General features: G+C 38.7%; 18 protein-coding genes. 5 read left to right on the top strand and 13 right to left on the bottom strand.

All coding sequences use genetic code 11. The features are described from left to right. Positions 1–48: 48 nt before the first annotated feature. The 7 genes from H4J54_RS12605 to rpsT form a co-directional block, all read right to left on the bottom strand. Positions 49–1332, bottom strand: a complete 1284-nt coding sequence (locus tag H4J54_RS12605) for a hypothetical protein (RefSeq protein WP_182191216.1) — start codon at positions 1330–1332, stop codon at positions 49–51. A 14-nt stretch (positions 1333–1346) separates the two neighbouring features. Next, positions 1347–3287, bottom strand: coding sequence for an AAA family ATPase (locus tag H4J54_RS12610; protein ID WP_182191217.1), 1941 nt, complete (start codon positions 3285–3287; stop codon positions 1347–1349). A gap of 91 nt (positions 3288–3378) precedes the next feature. Next, positions 3379–4551, bottom strand: a complete 1173-nt coding sequence (locus tag H4J54_RS12615; protein WP_182191218.1) for a hypothetical protein — start codon at positions 4549–4551, stop codon at positions 3379–3381. After that, positions 4551–6242: a DEAD/DEAH box helicase gene (locus H4J54_RS12620; RefSeq protein WP_182191219.1), complete on the bottom strand. Its 1692-nt coding sequence runs from the start codon at positions 6240–6242 to the stop codon at positions 4551–4553. The genes H4J54_RS12615 and H4J54_RS12620 overlap by 1 nt, the downstream gene beginning before the upstream one ends. Then, positions 6236–7363: a hypothetical protein gene (locus H4J54_RS12625; RefSeq protein WP_182191220.1), complete on the bottom strand. Its 1128-nt coding sequence runs from the start codon at positions 7361–7363 to the stop codon at positions 6236–6238. The genes H4J54_RS12620 and H4J54_RS12625 overlap by 7 nt, the downstream gene beginning before the upstream one ends. 1 nt (position 7364) lies before the next feature. Beyond that, positions 7365–8141, bottom strand: a complete 777-nt coding sequence (locus H4J54_RS12630) for a hypothetical protein (protein ID WP_182191221.1) — start codon at positions 8139–8141, stop codon at positions 7365–7367. Between the two features lie 359 nt (positions 8142–8500). Then, on the bottom strand, positions 8501–8761 hold the full coding sequence (gene rpsT, locus H4J54_RS12635; RefSeq protein ID WP_182191222.1) for a 30S ribosomal protein S20: 261 nt from the start codon (positions 8759–8761) through the stop codon (positions 8501–8503). Between the two features lie 586 nt (positions 8762–9347). Here rpsT and H4J54_RS12640 point away from each other — a divergent pair. Beyond that, complete coding sequence (locus H4J54_RS12640) at positions 9348–9656, top strand: hypothetical protein (RefSeq protein WP_182191223.1); 309 nt, start codon at positions 9348–9350, stop codon at positions 9654–9656. Between the two features lie 356 nt (positions 9657–10012). On the opposite strand, the gene H4J54_RS12645 is transcribed toward H4J54_RS12640, so the two are convergent. Further along, positions 10013–11197, bottom strand: a complete 1185-nt coding sequence (locus H4J54_RS12645; RefSeq protein ID WP_182191224.1) for an NAD(P)/FAD-dependent oxidoreductase — start codon at positions 11195–11197, stop codon at positions 10013–10015. A 229-nt stretch (positions 11198–11426) separates the two neighbouring features. Then, the gene (locus tag H4J54_RS12650) at positions 11427–11900 is read right to left on the bottom strand and encodes a peroxiredoxin (protein WP_182191225.1); all 474 of its coding nucleotides are present in this window, start codon (positions 11898–11900) and stop codon (positions 11427–11429) included. Between the two features lie 526 nt (positions 11901–12426). On the opposite strand from H4J54_RS12650, the gene H4J54_RS12655 reads away from it, so the two are divergent. Then, positions 12427–13782 carry a dicarboxylate/amino acid:cation symporter gene (locus H4J54_RS12655; RefSeq protein ID WP_182191226.1) on the top strand — a complete coding sequence of 452 codons (1356 nt, stop codon included), beginning with the start codon at positions 12427–12429 and terminating at the stop codon, positions 13780–13782. A gap of 17 nt (positions 13783–13799) precedes the next feature. Here the strand turns inward: H4J54_RS12655 and H4J54_RS12660 are convergent, their stop codons facing one another. The 4 genes from H4J54_RS12660 to prlC form a co-directional block, all read right to left on the bottom strand. After that, complete coding sequence (locus tag H4J54_RS12660; protein ID WP_182191227.1) at positions 13800–15752, bottom strand: methyl-accepting chemotaxis protein; 1953 nt, start codon at positions 15750–15752, stop codon at positions 13800–13802. A 145-nt stretch (positions 15753–15897) separates the two neighbouring features. Then, positions 15898–16689: a class I SAM-dependent methyltransferase gene (locus tag H4J54_RS12665; protein ID WP_182191228.1), complete on the bottom strand. Its 792-nt coding sequence runs from the start codon at positions 16687–16689 to the stop codon at positions 15898–15900. Next, on the bottom strand, positions 16679–17392 hold the full coding sequence (locus tag H4J54_RS12670; protein ID WP_182191229.1) for a DNA-3-methyladenine glycosylase I: 714 nt from the start codon (positions 17390–17392) through the stop codon (positions 16679–16681). Before H4J54_RS12670 ends, H4J54_RS12665 begins: the two co-directional genes overlap by 11 nt. Before the next feature lie 5 nt (positions 17393–17397). Beyond that, the gene (gene prlC, locus H4J54_RS12675) at positions 17398–19452 is read right to left on the bottom strand and encodes an oligopeptidase A (RefSeq protein ID WP_182191230.1); all 2055 of its coding nucleotides are present in this window, start codon (positions 19450–19452) and stop codon (positions 17398–17400) included. Positions 19453–19700: 248 nt separating this feature from the next. On the opposite strand from prlC, the gene gorA reads away from it, so the two are divergent. The 3 genes from gorA to polA all read left to right on the top strand — a co-directional run bounded on the left by gorA (position 19701) and on the right by polA (position 25453). Next, positions 19701–21053: a glutathione-disulfide reductase gene (gene gorA, locus H4J54_RS12680; protein WP_182191231.1), complete on the top strand. Its 1353-nt coding sequence runs from the start codon at positions 19701–19703 to the stop codon at positions 21051–21053. A 224-nt stretch (positions 21054–21277) separates the two neighbouring features. Continuing rightward, positions 21278–22177: a 1,4-dihydroxy-2-naphthoate octaprenyltransferase gene (gene menA, locus H4J54_RS12685; RefSeq protein ID WP_182191232.1), complete on the top strand. Its 900-nt coding sequence runs from the start codon at positions 21278–21280 to the stop codon at positions 22175–22177. Positions 22178–22708: 531 nt separating this feature from the next. Next, entirely contained in the window at positions 22709–25453 is a 2745-nt protein-coding gene (polA, locus tag H4J54_RS12690) for a DNA polymerase I (protein ID WP_182191233.1), read from the top strand. Positions 25454–25807: the final 354 nt, after the last annotated feature.

The following is a 25807-nucleotide window of genomic DNA, read 5'->3' on the forward strand; positions in this document are numbered from 1 at the left end:
GATTTAATAAAGGTAAGTTTTACCGCTTATTGACAAAGAAATTAATAATCATTTACTTGGAACATCCTTTACATAGTTAAAAGGAATCGAAATAACCCAGAATGTAAAAGAGTAATTATCGTGAAGTTCCAATGTATGCTTACCTACTAATTTAGGGGTAACAAATGCATAAGCTAAAATAGCATAGTTACCTTCATGCAATATCTCATCTCGTTTAAGCTTGCTAACATCATCAAATGAAATATCTGACAACTTTTTAACCCGCTTCCATTTTGCATCAATGACCCATTTTCTATGGTGTCTTTGGTGAGGTTTAGTTGTTATTACTATATCTGGCTTAGAGTCACGTTGCTCTTTTTTCGAGGAAGGTAGCACCCAGTTATACTTTATTTTTATTCTTTCTGAAGGCTCAACGTCTAATTGCTCAAATCTCGATTTAAATGCTAAATAAAGATACTTTTCATATATCAGTTCAGGACTCAAGAAAAAAGTACTTAAGTCTGAAAGGGGTAATCCAGTATTACCCGCTTTATCGTCTGTTTCTCCAAATTCACCTAATAAATGTAGTAGTGCCTTATAAAGGTTATAGGCACTTTTTTTAATAAAAAGCCGTTGGACAGAGCTAGTTGAAAGCTTGCTAATTCTTACTCCTCTGGTTTTTATCTCAAACCGTCGGCGAATAAACGAAGCCACTTGGCTTGCTTGATGTCGAAGTGAATCGTGATTAGCGTGGTACTTGGCTTTTTTTGAAATAAAAAAACTCAGTGCTTCTATTGTATAATCTGCTAATACCGATTCATTTTTTACATCTTTTTTAGTCTGGCTGATATTACTATTATCAATTTCTTGAATGTTTTTAAGTACGTTAAGTCTATATTTAAGTCCACTCGAGTTAACGTGCAAGTCTTTGCTTCTTCTAGAGCTATGTTTAGAAAAAAAATCTTTTATCTCCGTTAATGCATTGAAGGCATTCGCATCAATAAAGTCGTCTAAGCTGTTAAAGCCTTTATCGCTTCGTTGGCTGTTCAATACCACATCAAATAAACAGTCATTTATCTCATGCTTTTTTAATCCAGTTTTTCTGGCTATTTCTAGCGCTTTATTTAAATAATTAAGGAAGCTAGGCTCTGACTCCTCTTTATAATCTTTCGGTAAAACATAAAGCCTTAACCGCTCGTTAGCATTACCGAATTGGGCAAAACCCACTTTATTATTCTTAGCTTTGCTCCCAATTATGTTTAATTGCTTTTTATAACGAGAAACAGGGAATCCATCGTCAATCAGTTTTGACAACATATTGTCGTTTTCCTTCACAAAATAAGATTTCAGCATATCAAATCCAATTTTTATAGAGAAAACATATAATCACACTGCGATTGCAACAGTTTGATTAAGTTAGCATAGCTCCCTTTACTCCCATTACTCCCTTCATCGGTAATACCTTTACTCAATTCTTCAGAAATGATTCCCCCTACTTTTGGAAGTGTTGACGATTTTAATATTTCTGAAAATGTTAAAAAATCCACATCTCTTATTTCTTTGAATTCATCAACGATTTTTTTAAGTGCACGGGCGAATGATGGCTTATCATGAACATCCATAAAACGTGAATGACCAACTTGGAATCTATCGGGATGTGGCTCTATAGTGCCTAATTGATTTAATACCGCGTCATTAAACGTTTCTAAAAACTCACGAGCCTCTTCATTTTTGAAAAATCTTCCACCTTCCTTTCGCTTTGTTTCCACGTCCGTATTGGGAAATAGATCGATAACGTCAAATCTACGAAGTAAGTTATCTTCGATTATTTTTTTATCATCTCGGTAGTTTGTGGTGCAAAAAAGATATAAATTCTTTGGGAAAACTAAACGGCTCCCCTCACCTTCCTCTATGAGTGCTGGTAGCTGTACAGAGTGTACCTTGTCTTGTTCAGCGAGCTTCTTGAGTGCTTTTTCTATTTCGTGTTCTTTTATGCCATCTAACGCACTAGGATATTTTGTAACGTCTATTCGCTTACTTGGTTCTATTAAATAGATTAAATCACCTATTAATTCGTTAAGGCTATTTTCTTGAATTTCTTCTAGCACCAATACATACGGTTGATCTGGATCCTTGAGTGCATCATGAAGATGCCTTAACACAACCCCCGTTTTTTCGGCATACCTTAAGTTGTTACTATCTTTTGACAAGGCCACACTGACGCCTTGCATAAAGGAGGTGTTATCACTGGCAGAATGAACATTTACGCGTTTGACGTTGGCGCAATTTAATGAAAGACCAAGGTGTTCCACGATGATCTGGTCGATCAAGTGCGACTTGCCTGTGCCCGGTACACCTTTAAGCAAGAGGTTAAGGGGAAGCTGTTCAATTGTTGGAAGTTTTGCTGTTTTCCCACCCTTTTTAAAATCACTTCTCTTGATAAAGGGTTTTGCATCCTTTTCTGAAATATCACTGTCTTGGGTAGGAGCTTGCTCTGAAGATTCATCTGGTGTCTGCGATTCATCAAGCTTCTCTTCAAAATATAAAGAAGGCCGTGAACTACTTTCATCGTCTGAATGTGGGGGGAGTACAGCGGACTCAGTAGTATTTTCTGGTCCAATAGGTATATGTTCTTTGAGTAAGTCATAGAGAGGAGTTGCTTCGGTAGCTGAAATATCAATTTGTCCATTCAGGTCAACGTCTTCATCATTTTTCACCAATTTAGCCAGCATTTCTCCTGCTTTGCCATATACAGCCTCTAGTTGAGTCAATAATTCTTTAACTGTTGTATTTCCATCTTCCTTTTCAAATCGGTGATTACGAAGTGCAATGAAGCAGAAACTAAATAATAATTTAGGTTGCTCTTCGTATAGTATTTCTAAAGATGTTATTGCATTTTTATGGATTTTAGTTAAATGATCAGAGAAATCTAACAGAGGTTTCTTTTCAGGATAATTTTTATTTTTGTTATGCATTTGACTATCAATTATATTATTTTTGACAACGCTATTAAATTTTTTATGTTTTTGCCATAAAGGTTCGTCTTTCTTCTTGTTCCATGCATTTTTAAAAGGATGCCAAGCAAGTTGCTTCTGTTCATCTATATTGATTAATTCAGCGCTATATTCATAAAAAGTAGGGTCACCCATTTTATTGAAGTAAAGATCGGCTTCTTCCATTTTTCGCTCGTGTAGAACTCTCGATGCAGAAAAAAAATAAACAAGAGCTGAAGTGCCTGGCATTCCCATCGAGCTTTTCGCTATTTTTTCAGCCTTTGTTACAAGCTCTTCTTTAGATAAATATCCCATTAAATTTATACCTTAACTAACTTTTTATTATTTTATTTATTCCATCAATTATATTTTGTATTTTATTAATGAAATTATTTTTAATTGTTGATTAAATTGAAACAACTAACTGTTGTGAAGCGACTAAAAAATCGAGTGCTATAAAGCGCTCTTGCTCAGTCAATACGCTGTCGTACCGTAATAATGCTATCTCAGATGCTTCGAATATGGCATCAAAATAATCGAGTATTATCTCGCTTTTATTACCTTCGGTTATTAGTACCAATTCAACGTTGTTATGCACACCTTTCATATTGTGGGCGTATTCTAGCAACTGCGAAAGGGCTTTACGGCACTGGCTTTTAACATTATCTTGCGTAGCACTTTTAATCTCGAAGATTATTAATCTACCGGGTAACCGCAGTAATAAATCGATGCTTCTGCTTTGCATGGGTGTGTAGCCCGAAGCTATTAAATGCTTAGTAACCGCTACTAAAATTTCTTGATGTTTCTTTTCCGCACATTCGGTTTTTTTTAAAAACTCTTCAGACTGTTCTTCGTTGGTATGGTTTCTTTTTATGAATCGTCTAGCAAACACTTTAGTTGGATCAATTGAGGTGAAATTGTCGTCAAAAAAGGGTACTTGTGGATGGTGTCTTTTTGCTGAAGCGAGTATTTCTGTTTTATTTTTATCTTCACTTTCACATAGTATTCTTACCGCAAGACTTTTAAACGGTGACCAATTTTTCGGGTGAGACGGATGCTTTGGAGCTTGTTGGTATAAAAAAGTTTGTCGGCAATGGCGTTCTAGTCGGAGTAATTCAGAATCGGTCGATTTAAAAAGGTTAACTTCAGGTAATCGTTTTCGCACTGAGCTTAAAATAAAAGGCGTTATAGATTGATTCGTTTCTATCTTATTTTTTATAAAAGCACTTTGTTTACTGTTCAATCTAGTTATAACACCAATTGGAACTGCGGAAAATTCTGTAATAGATATTGTAGTATCGCAATCCTCTAGGTAAAAGTAATCAGAATTTAAATATTCACCGTAAACAGCGAACCCATTGTCAAACTCTTCACCATATTGGGATAACTCAACGTTAACCAAACGACAAAACAAAAGGTCTTTTGTTTTACTGCGAATTAATACCCAAATACTTCTACCTAGCATACTTTCAGGGGGAACATCCCCGAACCAACTTAACGGTAAAAAGAATTCGAAGGTCTTTTTTAACATTCGAGCTTCAGAAGCGGCAATGACGATTAAAAACTGATGATTGTTCACTAAAGTTGTTCTACTTCTTCAATTGCTTGTTGCAAAGTAAATTGTGTGTCATCGGCATCGCCTAATAAATCTCTTTGGGCACTTTCTTTATTTTGCAAACGCTTAAGTTCGTTTATTTCAATGGTGTCATCGCATACTAAAAAAATATATTCAACGCTGTCAGAGAGTTGCCCTTTTCTGTGAATCCGATCGAGTGATTGCATATAATGTGCGGCTTGATTGGAATAGGAAAGATAAATACAAGTATCGGCGGCATGTAACGTAAGACCTGCACCGGCAGCGGCAGGGTTCGCAACAAAAATACGGATGTCTGGTTCGTTTTGAAAACGTTCTACACATTTTGATCTATCGTGACCCGATACACTTCCGTCAACTCTTACCACTCCGTACTTGGTATATCGTTTTTCAATGCAAAGGAGATCAGCGGTAAAAGTACTCCAAACAATAACCTTTTTCCCTTGATTAACTATTTTCTTAATCAAGCCATCTAACACTGCATGTTTAGCTGGCGTTTCGGTAAATAGAGGATCTATTAACGAAGGGTTTACACAAATTTGCAGTAGAGCAGAGCGTCGTTGAAAATACCAAGTTAAGTGTCTTTTAAAGTCGGAGTTATCGATATTTTTCAATGCGATATATAATTCGTTTCGAGCATTTTGGTATAATTGAAGTTGTCTACCCGTTAAAGTGACTTGTTCAATTTTATAATTTTTATCTGGTAACTCAGACAATACATCTGATTTAAGTCGCCTTAAAAAAACACCTTTGTTTGCAAGAGCTTGTTCTATATTGGCTCGTTGATCTTTACCACTGTGTTGATAGTTACTGAAAGTCATTCCGCCATCAGCGATATTAAATTGATGAATAATATCAGTTGGGTTATTTGGCGCTGGTGTACCGCACAACACGACTCCTAAGGAGCACTCTTTTCTAACTTCTTCTAACGACTGAGATCTTTTAGCATCAGGATTTTTTACGAGAAAAGATTCATCAACAACGAGTAAAGTTTTTGCGCTCTTAGCTAAAGATGAAATAAATGTTTGAAAGTTTGAAACAGACTCGTAATTAATTAGATACACGTCAGCGGCTTTATTCAATGCATCAAATTTATTTTTTTGATTGCCTTCTACCTTAACGGTTGAGTATTGACCTGGTATAAAGTCTTTAAACTCCTTTTCCCATACGCCAAGCAAACTGAGTGGTGATACAACAATCAATTTTTCGCAAAAACCTCTTTTAAATAAAATATCGTATGCGGCTACAGCAGTGAGTGTTTTTCCTGTCCCTTGTTCGTCAAAAATACATATTCCCAACAGATCCGGTTCAATAATACAATTTACGGCGACTCCCTGGTAAGGCATCAAAATATTATCCCAATGGGAGTCATTTACTAATGATTGAGCATTTTCAATTATTTTTAATATGTTAGTTCTTGCACCTAAGTGTTTCTTAATTAAAGCTTTACGATCTTCTAAAACTGTTTTAGATTGAGTATTTATAGGTGTTGAATTATCGGCAAGAAGTGAGGAAGTCACCGATAAGTACTTTCTCGGGAACATTAAGCCTTTCGCTCTGTTGATAATGATTTCTTCACTTGGAATTAATGCTGTCAATTGCGCCTTTAATCGCAATAGCTCGGCGGTGTTACCCGTTACAATAATCTTTTGTTCATCTACGTTGGTTGTTAGCATTTTTTAACTTGTTCAATCATCGATAGTACAGTGTTTAGGCTGCTTTGGAGTTTTTCGACATAACCGGTGTCTTTCTCCACAAGATTGATTTTTTGCTCGGTTGTTAACTTAGATAAAAATGAAACGAAATCATCAATGGTCTCTTCGACATTTTCTTCTTCTTTTGATTCAAAACTTTTATAATCAACTATCGCTTTGGCCTTTTTTGCTGCTTTAGGATCATTCGACAACAACATATTGCGAGCTTGAGGAGTATCCCATGCATCTTTAACCGCTCGAACTTCGGTGAAATTCTTAAATTTTCCTTCAAATATTAATCGAAAGAAACTAAATTTAAAATCAGGATCTTGCTCTAACTTAACTCTGAATGATTTTTGCGCTTCATTAAAATATTGATATTTTTCTGCTGCTATTTTTTCTGCTTCGATTTCGGATAAACCAAGACCTGCGTACTCGTCTTCATCGGAACAATCGCCAGTTGCGAACATCACGAATTCTTCGATAAGCTCCATGATCCTTTTAGTTTCGGCGACTTTTGATGTATTCCAGCCGTACTTTTGTGCTACAGATTTTATTGGCAGTTCATTCTGTAGATCTTCGTAAATACGATGGGCTTTTACATAGTCAGGCCATTCGACTTTTTGGGCTGCATAGAAATTTTCTTGAACCAGAATATATTCTTCGTCTTCAGCGGTACATTGATCATCCAACACCCATACTGGGATTTGTTCGAATTCTGATCTCAATGGATCATGTCGGTCCATACTTTCTAATATTGAGCGAATAGAGTAATACCGTCTGTTACCATCTAATAATTTGCCCTCGTGAGTTATAATTATCGGTTGGCGTATTCCGTTGCAAAGAACATCCTTCGCTAAATCCTTAATTTTGAACTCTTTAATCGCTTTCATAATGGCGAATACTTCTTCGCTATTGGGGGCTATTCCTGCATGGTTATCTTTGAATCGTTTAATTTCTAGATCTATCCGTGGATTCTGGACCCAACCATTTATATTTGAAACATTGGCAAGTCCTTGCCACACAATTATTTTTTTACCATGAAAAGATTTTACTGAATTTTTTGGTTCTGGTTTGCCCAACATTATTTTAGGGTGAGACATATTATGATAATTCCTTTAATATTAAAGCGTTGATGAAATCAGCAATCGTCTGATTGTCTTTGAGTAAAGTTTTTATTTTTTTTATATCGTCCCCATAAAGACGCGTGTTTACTGTTTCTTTATGCATATCAGGATAAGCGGGATAACAGCTTATCTTTTCACTTTCGGTTAAATCATTTTCTACAAAATAATCTTTTGAATTATATGCAACACCATCTACAAAAAGTTTAATGAGTAAAGGGTCATTCGAGAGAACTTCCGAAACGAACTTATTCACCAGTTCTTGTTGAGAGTTATATGCTTTTTCTAGCGGTTCAAAACGATAATAATAAGTTGCTATAGCTAGTAAAGGGAGTCTATTTTCATTTTTAAGGTTAGGGGGGCTAGTTCGGTACAGAAGATTGTTAAAACCATCGTCTGTAAAAATAAATTTTGCGGGCCAGCCACTACCTTTAGGCTCACGTATGAAGTATGATTCATCACCCTCAGTCCATCTATGTCCGCCAACTAAAAGCCTTCCATAAACGGTGCTGTTCAAATAATTACTTGCTCTCCATTCATGAGCAAAAGGATCAAAAACAGAAACCCCACCACCCTTGATATAACCACCAAAATACCTGTGAAATTCATTTTCAAATTCAGCCCTATTCGAGGAACGGTCAACTATTTTCGATCTTTTAAAAATAAGACAATACAATAAGGCGGTTTGATTTTTCGGTAATTTTTTCAACTCTGACAAAGCCCACTTTGTGGCTTTTTGAGAAATAAAATGCAGCATAATAAATACTTTTTCCTGATTTATCTTATATTATTTAATAGGGTATGAAGCGTAAAGGGGAAATATAAACTAAGATATCGTAGTCCCTTTGTCCCTACAACTTAAATACTAACTATTTTGTAAGTTTATCATCGCGATAGTTATTATCAGTCTGCTATAACGCAAACTCTGTTGGGGCAGGTTGAACAAATAATCGAAAAAATTAATAGCTGATAATAATTAATTAGAAAGAATTATATTTCATGATATTAGAGCACATGGTTCTACAAAATCAATCAAAGGAGGGGGGATATTAAAATGGTGCAGGTTATACAAAAAAACGCCAGAGTGTGACGTTTTTATAAAAAAGAATAGATAACTTATAAACTTTTTATTTTAGTATTCAAACGGCTTTTACTGCGAGCAGCTTTATTTTTATGAATTAAACCTTTAGATGCATATCGGTCTAATATAGGTGTAGCAATACCCATCTCTAAAGTAGCTTTTTCTTTGTCCCCTGAATCAATAGCAGTGTGAACTTTCTTTAATAGAGTTCTCATCATTGAACGTCTACTTGCATTATGTTGTCGTTTTTTTTCCGACTGTACCGCTCTTTTTTTAGCCTGTTTAGAGTTAGCCATTACTATCCTAAATTTAAATTATATTTAGCAAGCATTTTAGTCTTTATTTTACTTCAAGTCTAATTTTTATACATCCTGTAAAGGGAAAGAGCCTCGCTATTAAGTGTTTGTTTTTATTGTGAATAACTTATCTACTTATCTGTGTTCTGTATTTAATATGGATATTATATTTTTTCACAAGGAAACAGTTTTAGTAGGTAAAACATATCATTCACCAATATAAGTATGGAAGTAGATTATTGAAGTAATTGAAACTATAAACACTCTAGTTGTAATGGAATTATTAAAATAATGATACAACATTTGTTTGGTTATCCAATTGAGCCTTTGTAGTGTTTTCCTGTTTTATTTTCTTGTCGTATATTGGTAAATATATCCCCGTAGTTTCAGACCTTTTTAAAGCTCAGTTAATTTGTTTATTCATCAAAAAATAAACTTCAAATACTATTAAAAATAACCACTTAAATTACTTTTCAATTTAATATACATTGAATATATTTCTGTGAAATTCAAAAAAAACAACCATGTAATTACTCATTAATGTACTTCCTGAAGTTTATAAAACATAAATATTAAGGAATATAAAATGACAGTTACAACAAAAATCATATTAATTGCTCAAGTGTTATTAGGAAAGTTTACTAAGGAAGAAAATACTCAAGTTCATGATCATAAAAAGGCGGTTTATCCCCTTTTCGGTTTGATGAATAAATCAAAAAAAATAAATAGTCATAAACGCGAACAGGGAATTGACCTAATTCATGAAATTAAAGCTTTTTCTTCAGAGTTTTTAGTTGATAAAGATGCTTCATTAAATTTAGCTATAAAGTCAGCAGAAGCTTTAAATATATTGCGTAAAGGCTACAGCATTAAACCTTTATATAGCCACACGTGAAAATGTGAATGCCTATGTAAGAGCTTTGCCTTATACAGAGTCATTATTTCATAGAGCTGCTGACACTATTTCAGTAGATGATATTAATTTGTTATGAACATAGTAATAAGGGATTGTCGCAGAGTATCAAACTTACAAATAGCTCCGTAAACGCTTTACTACTGTTTTTTGGGACTATGTATAGTGATAGTGAAGTTAAAACTTTATGGTAAGCCTTGTGTTTTAAAGTGACATTAAATTCTTTTAGCAGTTTCACAGTTCTGGGCACCCACTAGTGGCACCAAAAACAGCAAATAATATAGGATCATAGTAGTTTCAATCTTTCGGAAAAGCTTTAATGCAATTAAAGCCCCAAATTAAACCGCTTGCCCACAAGCCACGCCGCTGCTCCAGGCAAACTGGAAATTATAGCCGCCTAACCAACCGGTTACATCTATTGCTTCACCAATAAAATATAAGCCTTTGGCTTTCTTCGCTTCGAAGGTTTTTGATGATATTTCGTCAGTGTCTACGCCACCTAAAGTTACTTCAGCCGTGCGGTAGCCTTCCGTGCCATTGGGCTTTATTTGCCAGTGATGTAGATATTGGCCTAGGTAAGTAATTTCGTCATTACTGATTTGGTTGATAGCTTTATCAGAAATATCTTTTTGTTTCACTAACGCTTCAATAAAGCGCTTGGGTAGCACAGTTGAGAGCATATTTTTTAATGATTTTTGCCCACTGGTTTCACGCCATTCATTGATTAACTCATCGATAGGTGATGCTGGCAGTAAGTTAATGGTTACCGCTTGTCCTGCACGCCAGAATGACGAAATTTGTAAGATAGCGGGGCCAGATAAACCACGGTGGGTGAATAAAATATTCTCTTTGAATTTTGTGCAATCTTCACTGGAAACTTCAGTCGCTATGCTGATGCCGGATAAACCATCAAACTTTTGTTTGTCGTGATCGTGCAGGGTAAAGGGTACTAAGGCGGCGATTGTCGGCAATACCTTTAAGCCAAATTGTTCGGCAACTTTATAGCCAATTGGGCTAGCACCTAATTTCGGCATGGTTAAGCCACCCGAGGCAATAATTAATGACTCACATTGGTAGCTTTCATCGGCGGTAATGACTTCATATCCGGTCGCATTTTTGTTGACTGAGATCACTTCGCTGCGCATGGCAATATTGACACCGGCCCATTCACATTCGGTCATCAAAATATCAACTATGTCTTGAGCACTGTTGTCACAAAATAACTGCCCTATGGTTTTATGATGATAATTAAGGCCATGGCGGTCAACAAGCTCAATAAAGTCTTGTGCGCTATAACGGCTAAGGGCAGATTTTGCAAAATGAGGGTTTTGGCATAAGTAATTTTCTGGGCTGGCGTTTTCATTGGTGAAATTACAGCGGCCACCGCCAGAAATTAAAATTTTTCTGCCGGGCTTTTTACCCATATCAACCACAGTAACAGTGCGGCCTCGATAGCCCGCAGTGGCTGCTGCCATTAAGCCCGCGGCGCCAGCACCAATAATAACTACATCAGAAAATATCAACGAAACACCCTAATTTATGCTTTAAAGGCCAGCATTATACGTGAGATAACGCACTAGCGCGATACTATAAAGAGCGCTTGTTGCTCTCTAATATTCGCTAGCTTGCTTACCTAGCGTTGAGGTTGTTTAATGCGAGGGTTATTTATCTTACTATTACAGGTAAAAAACAGTGGGCAATAAAAAGGGAGCTATTGCTCCCTTTTTGCTTTAAAAGCGGATTAAATTGCTTTTACAGTTGGTTAAGAATAGTTTCAGCATCACTGATTTCAAATTCTTGAGGCTTTTCAACGTTTAAGTTTGTTACAACACCGTTGTCGATCACCATAGAATAGCGTTGCGAGCGTAAGCCACCAAACGCTGCTGTGTCCATTTCAAGACCCAGTGCTTTGGTGTAGCTACCATCGCCATCAGCCAACATCATCAGGTTTTTGGCATTTTGTGCTTTACCCCAAGCTGACATTACGAAGGCGTCATTAACCGCGATGCAAATAATAGCGTCAACGCCTTTTGCTGTTAACTCGTCAGCTGAAACCACATAGCCAGGTAAATGCGTTACCGAACAGGTTGGGGTAAATGCGCCAGGTACGGCAAACATCACCACTTTTTTGTTAGCGAAAAGTTCTGACGTTTTGTGGGTGATCATCTCACCATCTTTTAATTCTTGAAGTTGCCCATCAGGCATAGTTGCATTTAATGTGATCATAATATTCCTATTGTTGTGGTTATTGCGATAAAAGCGGGTTTGCATAGATAATTTTAATCGTGTGCGGCTCGAGTATAGTTTTTACAAAGAAATCTAGGCTTATCGACAATATGAGCAAGCTTATATCCATTTCTTTTTCTTAAGTTTACGTAAAGACTTTACCATGCGCGCACTAGCTAAATAAACCTGCTTTTAGTTTAGAATAATGCGAGGTACCGCGCACGTAAATGCATGAATAATTATTATATCATTTAACGGCTGTGTTTTAAGTGCTCTGAATTTTTGCTGCTTAACCGTTAGCACTCGTTGCCTAACAGTGAGGACTTGTGAAAGCTTGATATTAATCAAAAGGATCTTAATCTTTCCTGATTTTAGCGCTCGCTGTCATGGTAATTAGGCTAATAGTTATTATGCTTAGATGAGTGAAATGCTTAGATAAGTAAAATTCTCAAGCTTTGGTTATGCCATGCATCAGGGTGAGCTGGTAGTTTAAGGATAAAACCAGCATTAATAATCAGGAATAAAAATGACACAATCCAAATTATTTTTTAATCCATTAAAAAACTTAGCTGACCAATTTGATAAGTTGGTTGAAGGTAAACTATGGCTGAAAGTTATCATTGCCTTAGCACTAGGGGTTATTTCTGGGGTGTTAATGGGGCCTGATTTAGGCTTGCTGTCAGCTGGAACCGTTAAAATTATAACAGCTTGGCTTGCCTTACCCGGACAAGTGTTTTTAGCGATTATTCAAATGATTGTTGTGCCCTTGGTGGTTGCTTCAATTGTGAGAGGGCTGGCGGCTAATAATAATCCGGCAGCGATGAAAAAAAATGGCATGATCGCTTTATTATTTATCATGGTATCAACGGCATTTGCCGCCGCAGTGGGTATTGTGCTGGCGCTTAATATACAACCAGGTAATTTTGTTGATGCCTCCTCATTAATGGATGCTAACGTGGCACCTATGGTTAATAACGTGGCTAAAGGATTTCCTGCCGCCGCAGAGTTTCCTAGTAAAGTTTCAGCACTAATACCTAAAAATCCACTGGCATCTATGGCGTCTGGTGAGATGTTGCAAGTTATATTGTTTGCCGCCGTTTTAGGCGCTGCTTTACTGTCTATTCCTGCGCAGCAGTCTAAGCCATTATTTGATCTTTTAGGTGCATTACAAGAGGTAAGTTTACGTATTGTGTCATGGGCTATGCTTTTAGCACCTTTAGCTGTTTTTGGCTTAATTACCCGCTTAGTCGCCAACCTTGGTTTGAATGTGCTAACAGGCATGGCTATTTATATGGCTACGGTATTATTAGGGCTATTTATTATTGCAATTGCTTATTTTATTGTCGCCAAAATGACCTTGGCACAGCGTTTTAGCGAGTTTTTTGTGAACGTGCGAGAGTTACTCTTACTGGCGTTTTCCACCAGTAGTTCGGCTGCGGTAATGCCATTAACCTTGCAAGTTGTTGAAGATAAGTTAAAAGTAAAACCTGAAATTTCCCGATTCTTAGTGCCATTGGGGGCGACCATTAATATGACAGGAACGGCGCTTTATCAAGGCGTAGCTACCGTATTTCTTGCGCAAGTGTTCCATGTGGATTTAAGTTTAACGAGCTACGTATTCATTGTAACCATGTCGGTGGCTGCATCCATTGGTTCACCGGCAACTCCCGGTGCTGGGATTATCATTTTGAGCATGGTACTTGAAGGTGTAGGCATACCGGCTGCTGGTATTGCACTTATTTTAGGTGTTGACCGGATATTGGACATGTGTCGAACATCAGTCAATGTGCTTGGCGATGTGGTTACTTGTACCACAGTGCAATATTTCACTACTAAGTCGGCACCTGATGCAAGTAGCATAAATATAGATAAGCCTAACTAATATCAGGTTCAGGTTAACTAGCTCGCTTGTTGTAATGTTTTGCTAATGCCTGACACATGACTACTGACGTCTTTTGCAATATTCTCGGCTAACTCTTGTGATTGGTTTACTTCTTGATCAACATTGCTCATGGCAGTTTCAAAGGTAATGAAATGTTCACGCTGTATCGTAATTTGCGCTAAGGTATTTAAGGCAACTTCGGCAGAAACCTTTGCTTGATCGGTCACTTCAATCGCTGTTTTTTGTAATTGCTCAGCAATGCTTTGTTGATTTTCCGACGCCGCTTCAATGTCGACAATAGTTGATTGAATTGAATTGGTCGCGCTTTGCAGTTGTGCTAGCTTGGCTGAGATTTGTTGTAATGATTCTTGTGTTTTCCCTGCCAGCTGTCTGACTTCATCTGCGACAACTGAAAAACCTCGACCATGTTCACCAGCTCTAGCGGCTTCAATAGCGGCATTCAGCGCTAATAAGTTGGTTTGGTCAGCAATCGCCGCAATAACATCAACGATTGACGTTACACTGTTAACTGATTGCGAAAGCGAGGTAATGGCGGTTTTACTTTGTTGTGCAGCAATATTGGTTGATTCGCTTGCTTGCAATACTTGTCCTACGCGTTCTTGACTCGCCGCCATGGCTTGTTGCGTTGCTTGGGCATTGCCAACCACTTGGCTTGATAAGTCATTTACCGTTTCTGTTGCTTGTCCTAGCGCGGCCATAATTTGACGCGCGCCTTGTACATGTTCACTGGTACTGGCAGAAGACTGATAAATATTTTTAACTTGGCTTTCCATCGCTTTTAGCGCATTGGCAACGAGATCAAGCTGATGGGCTTTTTGTCGGTCGTCTTTAGCAAGCTTATTGACCATTTGATTAAAACTTGATGATATTTCACCGAGCTCAGTTTTTATAGAAATACCTTCTATGTTATCTACTTTTCCCTGCTCTACTAAGGCGACAAAGCTATCACGCAATTTGCGCAGCGGGTTTAAAATTACCGTGCGTTGTAAAACGTAATTTGCTACTAAAAATAGGAATAGAAATGCCGTTAACCCAAGAACAATTAACATTAATTTATGATTTAATTGTTCTTGTTTTTTAATAATAGTGGTTTCACCTGTGAGAATAATTTCCTCTAACTCTGCGACATCAGCGACTAGTTGCTGAATGCCTTTTTGACTACTTAGTTTGATTGTTAGCGTGTTATTAAACTCCACAAGATATCTGTTTGTGAGAGAGCTAAGTTCATTTATGGCGTCCCTGGCTAAATTGTCAGGGTCTTCCTCATCAGCAAAAAAGTCATCCTCATCAACTTCAGCATATATGGCTAAATCGGGCATGTTTGCTAGCTTTTTTACTAAACTCTTTAATTCGACGGTAATCACTTGAATATAGTTATCGTCATTAACATTAGCGAGAAAGTATTTTTCTCTACTGTGAATCAGCTCATTTAGGCTTTTTGAAATAAGTTGTGTGTTTGCTAAGTAGTTAACACGTTGTTGTGGGGTTAACGCTTGGCTTTGTTGTGCATATTGCGCAATAGCATAGATAAGTGACAACATGTTTTGTTCAGCATTGCGGATAAGGGCAAGCGGGTCGCCGCTGAGTTTGCCTAATGCACGATACTTGGTGGTTATGTCTTGGCTTAGTTTCGCGGTGTTTTGCTCAATATTAGCCGTTAAAGCAGGTAAATTCAGTTGGTTGCTCTGTTTGTTAATTTGAGCTAATTCTTGTTGTGCAGTTGTGAGTAGTCCAGCGTCACCGGATTGCAGGTACTTTGCAATTGTTCGATAAAAGCTGACGGTAGTAGCTGATTTAAGCGCTTGGTAGCCGACTAATTGGGCGCGGCTGGAGGTTAGTGAGTTACCAACATGGTACATAGTGGTTAAAAAAATTGCCGCAAATAAACTGATAGCTATTACTGATATTTTTGAAAAACTTGAAACTCGCACTGCATCTAACCCTGTCATTGACGTTTCTAAAGATGCTAAATTCTTACCTTTTTATGTGACAGTTTGGTTACAGCTAGGGGACACTAATATGACAATGACATTGTCATATTAGTGTTGGCGATAAAATAAACAGCTCAAGTGCTAATGTAACCCTGAACTGTTTTTATTTGTTTTTCGGAATTGCTCGATTTACATAAACATCAAAGCGATTTTTTTTCATATTAATACTGGTTGATGGTGCTCTACCCGCTAGTGGTGGTGCATAGCTTGGGCGTTTAACCACCACACGATATTTGGCTAAGGCAATGGCGGGTGCTAGTAAGTTGTCAGCATCAAGGTCTTCACCCACGAGCGATTGAAATACGCGCATTTCTTTTTTAACGGCGGCTGACTTCTCACGGTGCGGATACATAGGATCAAGGTAAATGACATCAGGTTGTTGGGCTAAGGGAATATCTGCAATCAATGACGAGCTAATTAAACTCATGCGCTCGGTAATATCATTAATTTCAGTGCTGAGTTTAGCGCGTTTTAAACCGTCTTCGAGTAAGGCGGCTACAATCGGCATACGTTCCATCATGGTTACGTAACAACCTAAGGTCGCTAAAACAAAGGCATCACGACCTAAGCCGGCGGTGGCATCAAGTACCTTGGGGGTAAAACCATGTTTTAAGCCCACCGCTTTAGCAATATCTTGACCTCGGCCACCACCAAATTTTCGCCGATGGGCGGTTGCGCCATCAACAAAATCAACGCAAATAGCGCCAATTTTTGGCTCATCAAGTTTACTCAGTTCTAAGCGTTGCATATTAACTTGTAAGGCAAAGAGTAAGTGAGGATGATTTTTTATTGCGGCGATATCACCGATATAATCAAGTTGCCATTTTTTGGCGATTTTTTTTGCCTTTTCGACGTCGACAGAATCTACATAGGCAACAGCAATGTTATTCAGCATCGATAACCCCTTCTAAATGAATATGGTTATCACCCGTCGCGTAAGCAATTAAACGACTGAGTTGGCCGAGTGACAAGTCACACTGTTTTTGCCAGTCATTAAAGCTTGTTTGAATGGCGTTTAAGCTAGATTTTGTTTGAATGCCACCAGTAATAATGTCGTGAGCGCGAAAGTAAGCTTCAACATCTCGGCTCAGAATAAAGGTGTCTTTACCTAACGCACGCAGCGCATAAGGCCCAGTATTACCACCCAGGCGTTGACCCTGTTTTTTCAAATAAGCCCATAAGCCAATAATGTCAGCACTGGGCCACTGGGCAATAAACGTTGCAAAACTATGGCCTTGTTGCTGCTGGTCAAAGATCATCAGGGCATTAGCTTTAATGGTTTTAACTTTATTAAAGTTACGGATTATTTTAGGATCGCTGGCTTTTCGCTCCATCATTTCTTCTGGCATCATCAAGACTTTTTCAATAGTAAAATTGAAAAAGCTTTCTTCGAAATTGGGCCATTTATTTTCCACTACGCGCCAAACAAAACCCGATTGAAAAACTTTTTTACTGAACTCAGATAAAAATCTGTCATCAGTTATTGTGGGTAATAAATGATCTCGGTTACCTGGGCCTAGTAATATATTGAGTTTAGCCGCGCCACCTTTGCGGGCAGCGGCGCGTTGATAAATATCATCAAATTTTTCTAATGCCATTGTGATTAACCTGTAATGCCACTGTGACGCAGTAAAGCATCTATTTTAGGTTGTCGACCACGGAAAGCTTGAAAGAGTTCGCTTGGCTCTTTTGAACCGCCCATTTCCAGTATATTGGTTAAAAAGTCATGACCCACGCTTTGGTTGAAAATACCTTCGTCTTCAAAGCGAGAAAAAGCGTCACTTGATAAGACCTCGGCCCATTTGTAGCTGTAATAGCCAGCGGCATAACCGCCACCAAAAATATGGCCAAAGCTGTGTTGAAAACGGTTGAACTCAGGCGCTTTAATAACCGCGTAGTCTTGACGTACTTTATCTAGCACTTGCTGAATTTGATCGCCTTTTTCTGGGCAATATTCTGCATGCATTTTAAAATCAAACAAGCTGAATTCAAGTTGACGGATCATTTGCATTGCGGATTGAAAGTTCTTGGCCGCTAACATTTTGTCGAGCATGTCTTGCGGTAAAGCTTCATCAGTTTGGTAGTGACCTGAAATAAAGGCAAGTGCTTCTGGCTGCCAGCACCAGTTTTCTAAAAACTGGCTGGGTAGTTCAACCGCGTCCCATGGCACACCGTCGATACCCGAAACACCCGCCGCGTTAATTTGCGTTAGCATGTGATGAATACCATGGCCAAATTCATGGAATAAGGTCACGACTTCGTCATGGGTAAATAATGCCGGTTTATCGCCAACTGGGCCATTAAAATTACAGGTCAGGTAAGCAACCGGGTATTGCATATCACCATTAGCTAATTCACGACGGCCGACACAATCGTCCATCCAAGCGCCGCCACGTTTTTTTGAACGGGCGTATAAGTCTAAATAGAAGCTGCCTCGACGTTGCTGTTTGCTGTCAAAGACATCGAAAAATTTGACATCTTTATGCCAAGTATCTACCCCTTTACGTTCGCTGATATTTAAACCAAACAAGCGATGCACCACTTCAAATAAGCCGGCAACCACTTTGCTTTCAGGGAAATAAGGTCGTAGCTCTTCGTCAGAAATGGCGTAACGCTCTTGTTTTAGTTTTTCACTGTAATAGGGTAAATCCCATGCTTGTAGATCACTTTGGGCAAAGTTTTGTTTTGCAAAGGCGGTCACTTCGACTAAGTCTTGTTCGCCTTGCGCTTTTGACTTAACCGCTAGGTCTTCTAAAAAGCCCAATACTTCATGGCTGTTATTGGCCATTTTTGTTGCTAATGATTTATCGGCAAAGCTGTTAAATCCTAGTAAGTTGGAAATTTCATGACGCAAAGAAAGTAATTCCGCCATAATAGGGCTGTTGTCATATTCGCCGCCGTTCGGCCCTATTTCAGAGGCGCGGGTAACATAGGCGCGATACATTTTTTCGCGTAGCGCTCGATTGTCGCAATAAATCATCAGGGGTAAGTAGCTTGGAATGTCTAAGGTAAATAACCAACCGGTTTTTTCTTGTGCTTGTGCTAAAGCTTGTGCCGCTTCTTTGGCGCTTTCAGGTAAACCTGCTAAGTCTGCTTCGTCGGTAATATTAACGCTAAAGGCTTGCGTAGCGTCGAGAATATTATTACCAAAAGTTGAGCTAAGTTCTGATAAGCGTGTGGATATTTCACCGTAGCGCTTTTTGTCTTGCTCGTTCAGTGCAATGCCTGAGAGTTTGAAGTCTTTTAACGTGTTACTGATGACTTTTTGTTGCGCTGTGTTAAGTGTTTTAAACGCTGCACTGTCATTTAATTGCTGGTAGGCCGCGAATAACCCAGCGTGCTGGCCAACAAAAGTACCGTATTCAGATAAAAGTGGTAAGCATGACTCATAAGCATCGCGCAGCTTATCGCTATTGACCACTGAATTCATATGCGAAATGGGTGACCATAATTTACCTAATACATCATTTACTTCATCAATAGGGGCAACTAAATTGGCCCAAGTGAATTGTGTATTGTTTGCTAATACATCCGCAATCACTGTTTTACAATCTTTGATGGCTTGCTCAACCGCAGGTTTAACATGTTCTGGCTTGATTTTAGAAAATTGCGGCAGTGAGGTCTTTTGTAATAATGGATTTGTCGTAGGATTGGTCATAAAATTCGCATGTTTGCTAGGTGATGGTGTAGATGTAATGGCAGATCAGTCGATAATCAAGGTGTAGCTTTCACTATTTAACACTAGAGAGAAAAATTTGAAATTTAATCGTTAAATATTATGTCATTTGCTGTCATAAAGAGGCAATAATGACCGGCATTGGCTGAGATGCTTGAATTTTGATGCTTTAAGTGCAATATAATCACTTTGATGTTTTAAGTGCAATATAATCAGATAGGAATAATAATATGACACAACATTTTGACTACATTTCGATTGGCGCCGGCAGTGGCGGTATCGCTTCTGCAAACCGAGCTGCGCGTTTAGGCAAAAAAGCCGCGGTTATTGAAGCTAAGCATATTGGTGGCACCTGTGTGAATGTCGGTTGTGTACCGAAAAAGGCGATGTGGTATGCCGGACAAATTGCCGATGCATTACACTACGCGAATGACTACGGTTTTAAAGCGCCATTACAAAGCTTTGACTGGTCAAAGTTAGTCAAAAACAGAGAAGCTTATATTGAACGCATTCATGCGGCTTATGCGCGTGGTTTTGCCAGTAATGACGTTACCGTGATCAAAGGTTTTGCTAAGTTTGTTGATAAAAACACCTTAGACGTTGACGGGGTTTTATATACCGCTGACCATATTACTATTGCAACAGGCGGACGCCCAAGTCGTCCCAATATTGAAGGGGCTGAGCATGGCATTGACTCAGATGGCTTTTTTGCGTTAACCGAGCAACCTGAAAAAGTAGCCGTGGTGGGGGCAGGTTATATTGCCGTTGAGCTTGCCGGCGTGTTGCATGCGCTAGGCAGCGAATCTCATTTATTAGTGCGTAAAGAAAAGCCATTACGTCATTTTGATGACATGTTGAGCGATACGTTAGTAGAGCAAATGGCCAAGCATGGTCCAACACTACACACCCTAAGTGTGCCAACGCGTGTTGAGAAACATCAGGATGGCAAATTAACCATTCATTTAGAAAATGGCCATAGTGTCGGCCCAGTAGACAGCTTAATTTGGGCGATTGGTCGTGAGCCAGCAACCGATAATATTAATATTGCCTCAGCAGGTATTGAGCTTGATGAACGGGGTTTTATTCCCACAGATAAATATCAAAATACTGATGTTGATGGTATTTATGCCGTTGGTGATAATACTGGCCGAGCCCAGTTAACGCCGGTTGCCGTGGCTGCTGGACGCCGCTTATGTGAGCGTTTGTTTAATAATAAGCCCGATTCGTATTTAGATTATTCCAATATAGCCACAGTGGTGTTTAGTCATCCGGTTATTGGTACGGTGGGTTTATCAGAAAAAGAAGCGCTAGAAGAGTATGGCGAAGCGCAAGTTAAGGTTTACAGCTCTCAATTTACCGCTTTATATCAAGCAATTACTGAAGATTATCGTGACCCTACTCGGATGAAATTAGTCTGTGTAGGTAAAGAAGAAAAAATAGTGGGTATTCATAGCATAGGTTTTGGTAGCGATGAATTATTACAAGGCTTTGCGGTTGCCATGAAAATGGGCGCAACTAAGGCTGACTTTGATAATACTGTGGCTATTCACCCAACCTCAGCAGAAGAATTTGTCACTATGTAATTCATTACGCTGTACCTACTTAGGCTTTAGGTTATTAGGCTTTAGTTTATTAGGACATTAAGCGTGTTTTTGCGTTAATGTAAACGCTGTATTCGTCATAGGGTACAGCGTTTTTTATTTTTCAAAGTTTAAGTTGATCCATCTTCTTTTATGTCTAAATGTTGGCTAGCCATTGTCTACATATAAGATAAGGTCATAACCCTAATACCTCAACAGCCAAGCTAATGTTAATAAAGTATCAGCTCAAGTCTCAGCTCAAATATTGGTGGCTAGCCATTCGGCCTAACACCTTACTCGCCTCCATGGGACCCATTTTATTAGGCACAGCATTGGCGACCCGTGACGTTGACATTAATATGGCCATATTTTTCTCGACCTTAGTCTGTGCTCTGTCATTGCAAATTGCGGTTAATTTAGCGAATGACCTTTTTGATGGTTTATCTGGGGTAGATAGTAAACAAAGAGTGGGGCCGGTAAGAGTGGTGCAAGCGGGCTTAATCTCATTATCAGCCATAAAACTTGGCTTAGCACTAATATGCACTGTTGCCATGCTTTCAGGGCTTTATCTTGCGGTTGAAGGTGGTGGGTGGATATTGGCTCTTGGCGTATTGTCATTGTTAGGCGTGTTTGCTTACAGTGCTGGACCCTTTCCATTGGCGTCAAATGCTTTGGGTGAAGTTACCGTGTTAATTTTCTTCGGCTGGGTGTCAGTACTTGGCAGTTATTATTTGCAAACGGGTACCTTGTCATTACTCGGCTTTGGCTTAGCCACTAGTGCAGGATTGTATAGTAGCGCCATTATGCTCGTGAACAATATTAGAGACATTGCTACGGATAAAGCGGTAAAAAAATACACCTTGGCGGTTATTCTAGGTGAACACAAGGCAAGAATTTTACTCGCTATGCTCATGACGGGTGCGTTAATTGTTCATGCAATATTTGCCATACAGGTATCGTCTATACTTTTGCTCACTACTATTTTACTTGTGACGCCAAGTTATTATGTGATTAAAAAAGGCTTTACCTTGCAAGGGCCGGCACTTAATTCATTATTAGCTAATGTGGCTAAAGTAGGTTTTTTATATTGCTTGAGTGTCGCTTTGAGTTTGATTATATTTTTGTAATAACGCTGTGACAGTGAGTGGAAGAATATATGTGCGATTTTGTCATATTTTGGCTTAGTGAAGACCAAGGTAATTTAAATTTTTACAAAAATTAAATTTATATAATTAAGCTAGCCCTTGTCAAATATAGCTTATGTTTTTTTGTTATTTATAGGTGTCATAAAACGGTAAAAATAGTTTAACAATTGTCTGGTAATGACGTTGTTTTCTGGTAATCTCTCAGCTCGCTTATTTCTGTTGTTCGTTAATTGAACAGCTAAATTTAAGCTGAGACATTTATTTATCCACATAATAAAAAAATAATAATAAATATTTGAAAAGGATTTCTGACTTACCTTTTTTCATCTAATACAAGTAGTTAAATAATAGTTGCCTTAAAGTTCACCAGAGCTTTAAGGTTTTTCATCGTGGTTTTCAACATACTTATCCACAATTATCGCGAATTGATGCGCCTAAATATAATGAATAGCTAGAGACAATTTGCCGATTATGGCATGCTTAGCCAATCTTTCTCCCAGTTATAAAATTATCATGCCAACTTCTGACCAATCACCGCTTATTTTAGTCGATGGTTCATCTTATTTATTTCGCGCTTATCACGTGCCATATTTGCAAGCTTTATCCACTTTAGACGGCCAACCTACCGGTGCTATTACTGGTGTTTTGAACATGTTCAGAAGTCTAAAAAAAGACTATCCTAATGGCAATATCGTGGCGATATTTGATGCCAAAGGGAAAACCTTTCGTAATGATATGTATGCTGAATATAAAGCTAATCGCCCGCCCATGCCCGATGATTTACGCACGCAAATTGCGCCAATACATGAAATTATTGTTGCCATGGGTTTACCGCTGTTAGTTATTGATGGCGTAGAGGCTGATGATGTCATTGGCACTTTATCGCATCAAGCAACCGCTTTAGGCATTGAAACCGTGATCTCAACCGGTGATAAAGATATGGCTCAGTTAGTTAACCCGCATGTGCGTTTAATTAACACCATGACCAATGTAGAAATGGATGAAGCAGGCGTTATTGAAAAATTTGGCGTGCGCCCTGATCAGATCATCGACTACCTTGCCTTGATGGGTGATAAAGTGGATAACATTCCTGGCGTTGAAAAGTGTGGCCCTAAAACAGCGGTAAAATGGTTAACTGCAAACCCTAGCTTAAAAGAAGTCATGGCACATGCCGACGACGTTAAAGGCAAAGTGGGTGAAAACTTACGCATCGCTTTAACACACCTGCCGCTTTCTTATGAACTTGCCACTATTAAGCTCGATGTTGACCTTGAGCAAAGCGTTGCTGAACTGCAACCCAAAGCACCTGATACTGAAGCATTACGAGCGCTTTACCAAAAATTTGAATTAAAACGCCTATTAACTGATTTAGACGCTGGCGATAGCAAAGCGGATACTGCAGTTACACCAAGTAGCGAAGCAGTTGCCGACTTGCCTGGTGACGTTGACACTGAATATGACATTATTCTTGATAAAGCCAGCTTTAATGTTTGGCTTGAAAAGTTAAGCGCTGCTGAGCTGTTTGCTTTTGATACTGAAACCACTAGCGTTAACTATATGAAAGCTAAACTGGTAGGTTTATCATTTTGTATTGAAGCCGGTAAAGCGGCTTATGTGCCACTAACGCATGATTATATTGATGCGCCAGAGCAGCTAGCACTCGACTGGGTGCTTGAGCAACTTAAGCCATTATTAGAGAGTGAAACCTGCTGTAAAGTCGGGCAAAATTTAAAATACGATGCCAATGTGCTCTCGCATTATAATATCGCCATGCAAGGTATTGCTTTTGATACTATGCTTGAGTCTTATTGTTTGAACAGTGTGGCAACGCGGCACAACATGGACGCGCTAGCAGAAAAATATTTAGGCTATAAAACCGTACATTTTGAAGATATCGCTGGTAAGGGCGCAAAGCAGCTGACCTTTAATCAAATTGAAATTGAAAAGGCCGGTCATTATGCCGCTGAAGATGCTGATATTACCATGCGTTTGCATCAAGCCATTTACCCACAATTAGCCAAAGTGAGTTCGCAGCACTCTGTTTTTACCGATATTGAGATGCCGTTACTGCCGGTACTTGCTCGCATGGAGCAACATGGGGTATTAATTGACTGCGATATGTTGGCTCAACAAAGCCAATCAATAGGTACACGTTTAGCTGAATTAGAGATTGAAGCGCATAACCTCGCAGGTAAAAGCTTTAACTTAAGCTCGCCTAAGCAATTACAAGTGATTTTGTTTGAAGAGCTAAAAATACCGGTTATTAAGAAAACCCCTAAAGGTGCGCCTTCAACGGCAGAAGAAGTGTTACAAGAGTTAGCCTTAGACTATCCATTACCGAAAGTGATTTTAGAAAACCGTGGCTTAAGTAAGTTAAAGTCAACTTATACCGATAAGTTACCCTTACTCGTTGGGGCAACAACTAACCGTGTTCATACCTCTTATCAACAAGCGGTTACCGCAACAGGGCGTTTATCTTCGACCGATCCAAATCTGCAAAACATTCCTATTCGTAGTGAAGAAGGACGTAAAATACGTCTGGCTTTTATTGCTCCGCCTGAGCATAAAATTGTTGCGATAGATTATTCTCAAATTGAATTACGCATTATGGCGCATTTATCAGACGACCCAGGCTTAGTTAAAGCGTTTTCTGAAGGTAAAGACGTGCATAAGGCAACGGCAGCAGAGATATTTGCCGTACCGCTTGATGAAGTCACTATAGATCAACGCCGCAGCGCGAAAGCGGTTAACTTTGGTTTGATTTATGGCATGTCGGCATTTGGCTTAGCAAAACAACTTAATGTGCCTCGCCATACGGCACAAGCCTATATTGATAAATACTTTGAGCGTTATCCTAATGTTTCTCAGTATATGGAAGATACCCGTCAACAAGCCACTGAGACAGGTTATGTCGAAACCTTATTTGGTCGTCGACTTTATTTGCCGGACATTAAAGCAAAAAATGCCATGCGCAAAAAAGCCGCTGAACGTGCAGCGATTAACGCACCCATGCAAGGCACTGCGGCTGATATTATCAAAAAAGCCATGTTGGCGGTTGACGCTTGGATACAAGCGCAAAACGATCCTAGAATCAAAATGACCATGCAAGTACACGATGAATTAATTTTTGAAATTCACCAAGATATTGTTGAGAAAACTACAGCAACCTTGGTTGAAATTATGAATAATGCCATCACCATGAGTGTGCCATTAATTGCCGAAGCCGGCATTGGTGATAACTGGGAACAAGCGCATTAGTGATATCAAAGGGGTATTACTATTGTTTGTTTGAAATTAATATCCTTGCTTTATGTTCTTATTAAATAACGCCGAGTGATCCCTTCATGGTGTGTTGTTATTCAGGCCTCTATCTAGAGGCCTTTTTTTACACTATTTTTCTCTTATTAAACACTCACTCATTTAAGCGTTAAGGCGGGTATTGAATGAACTCAACTGTACTTGTGACGTTTATCTGCCTTAAGCCTATAGCGGCTAAATTGCCTTAGACGAGCAAGCGCAGGCGTAGGTACAGGTGAACTTTACATTAAGCTAAGGGTCAACAGTGGAATAATATCACTTAGCTATTGTACTTATGCACAATGGCGATAAAAT

Origin of the sequence: Colwellia sp. MB3u-8 (genome assembly GCF_014076985.1) — a bacterium.
Taxonomy (GTDB): Bacteria; Pseudomonadota; Gammaproteobacteria; order Enterobacterales; family Alteromonadaceae; genus Cognaticolwellia.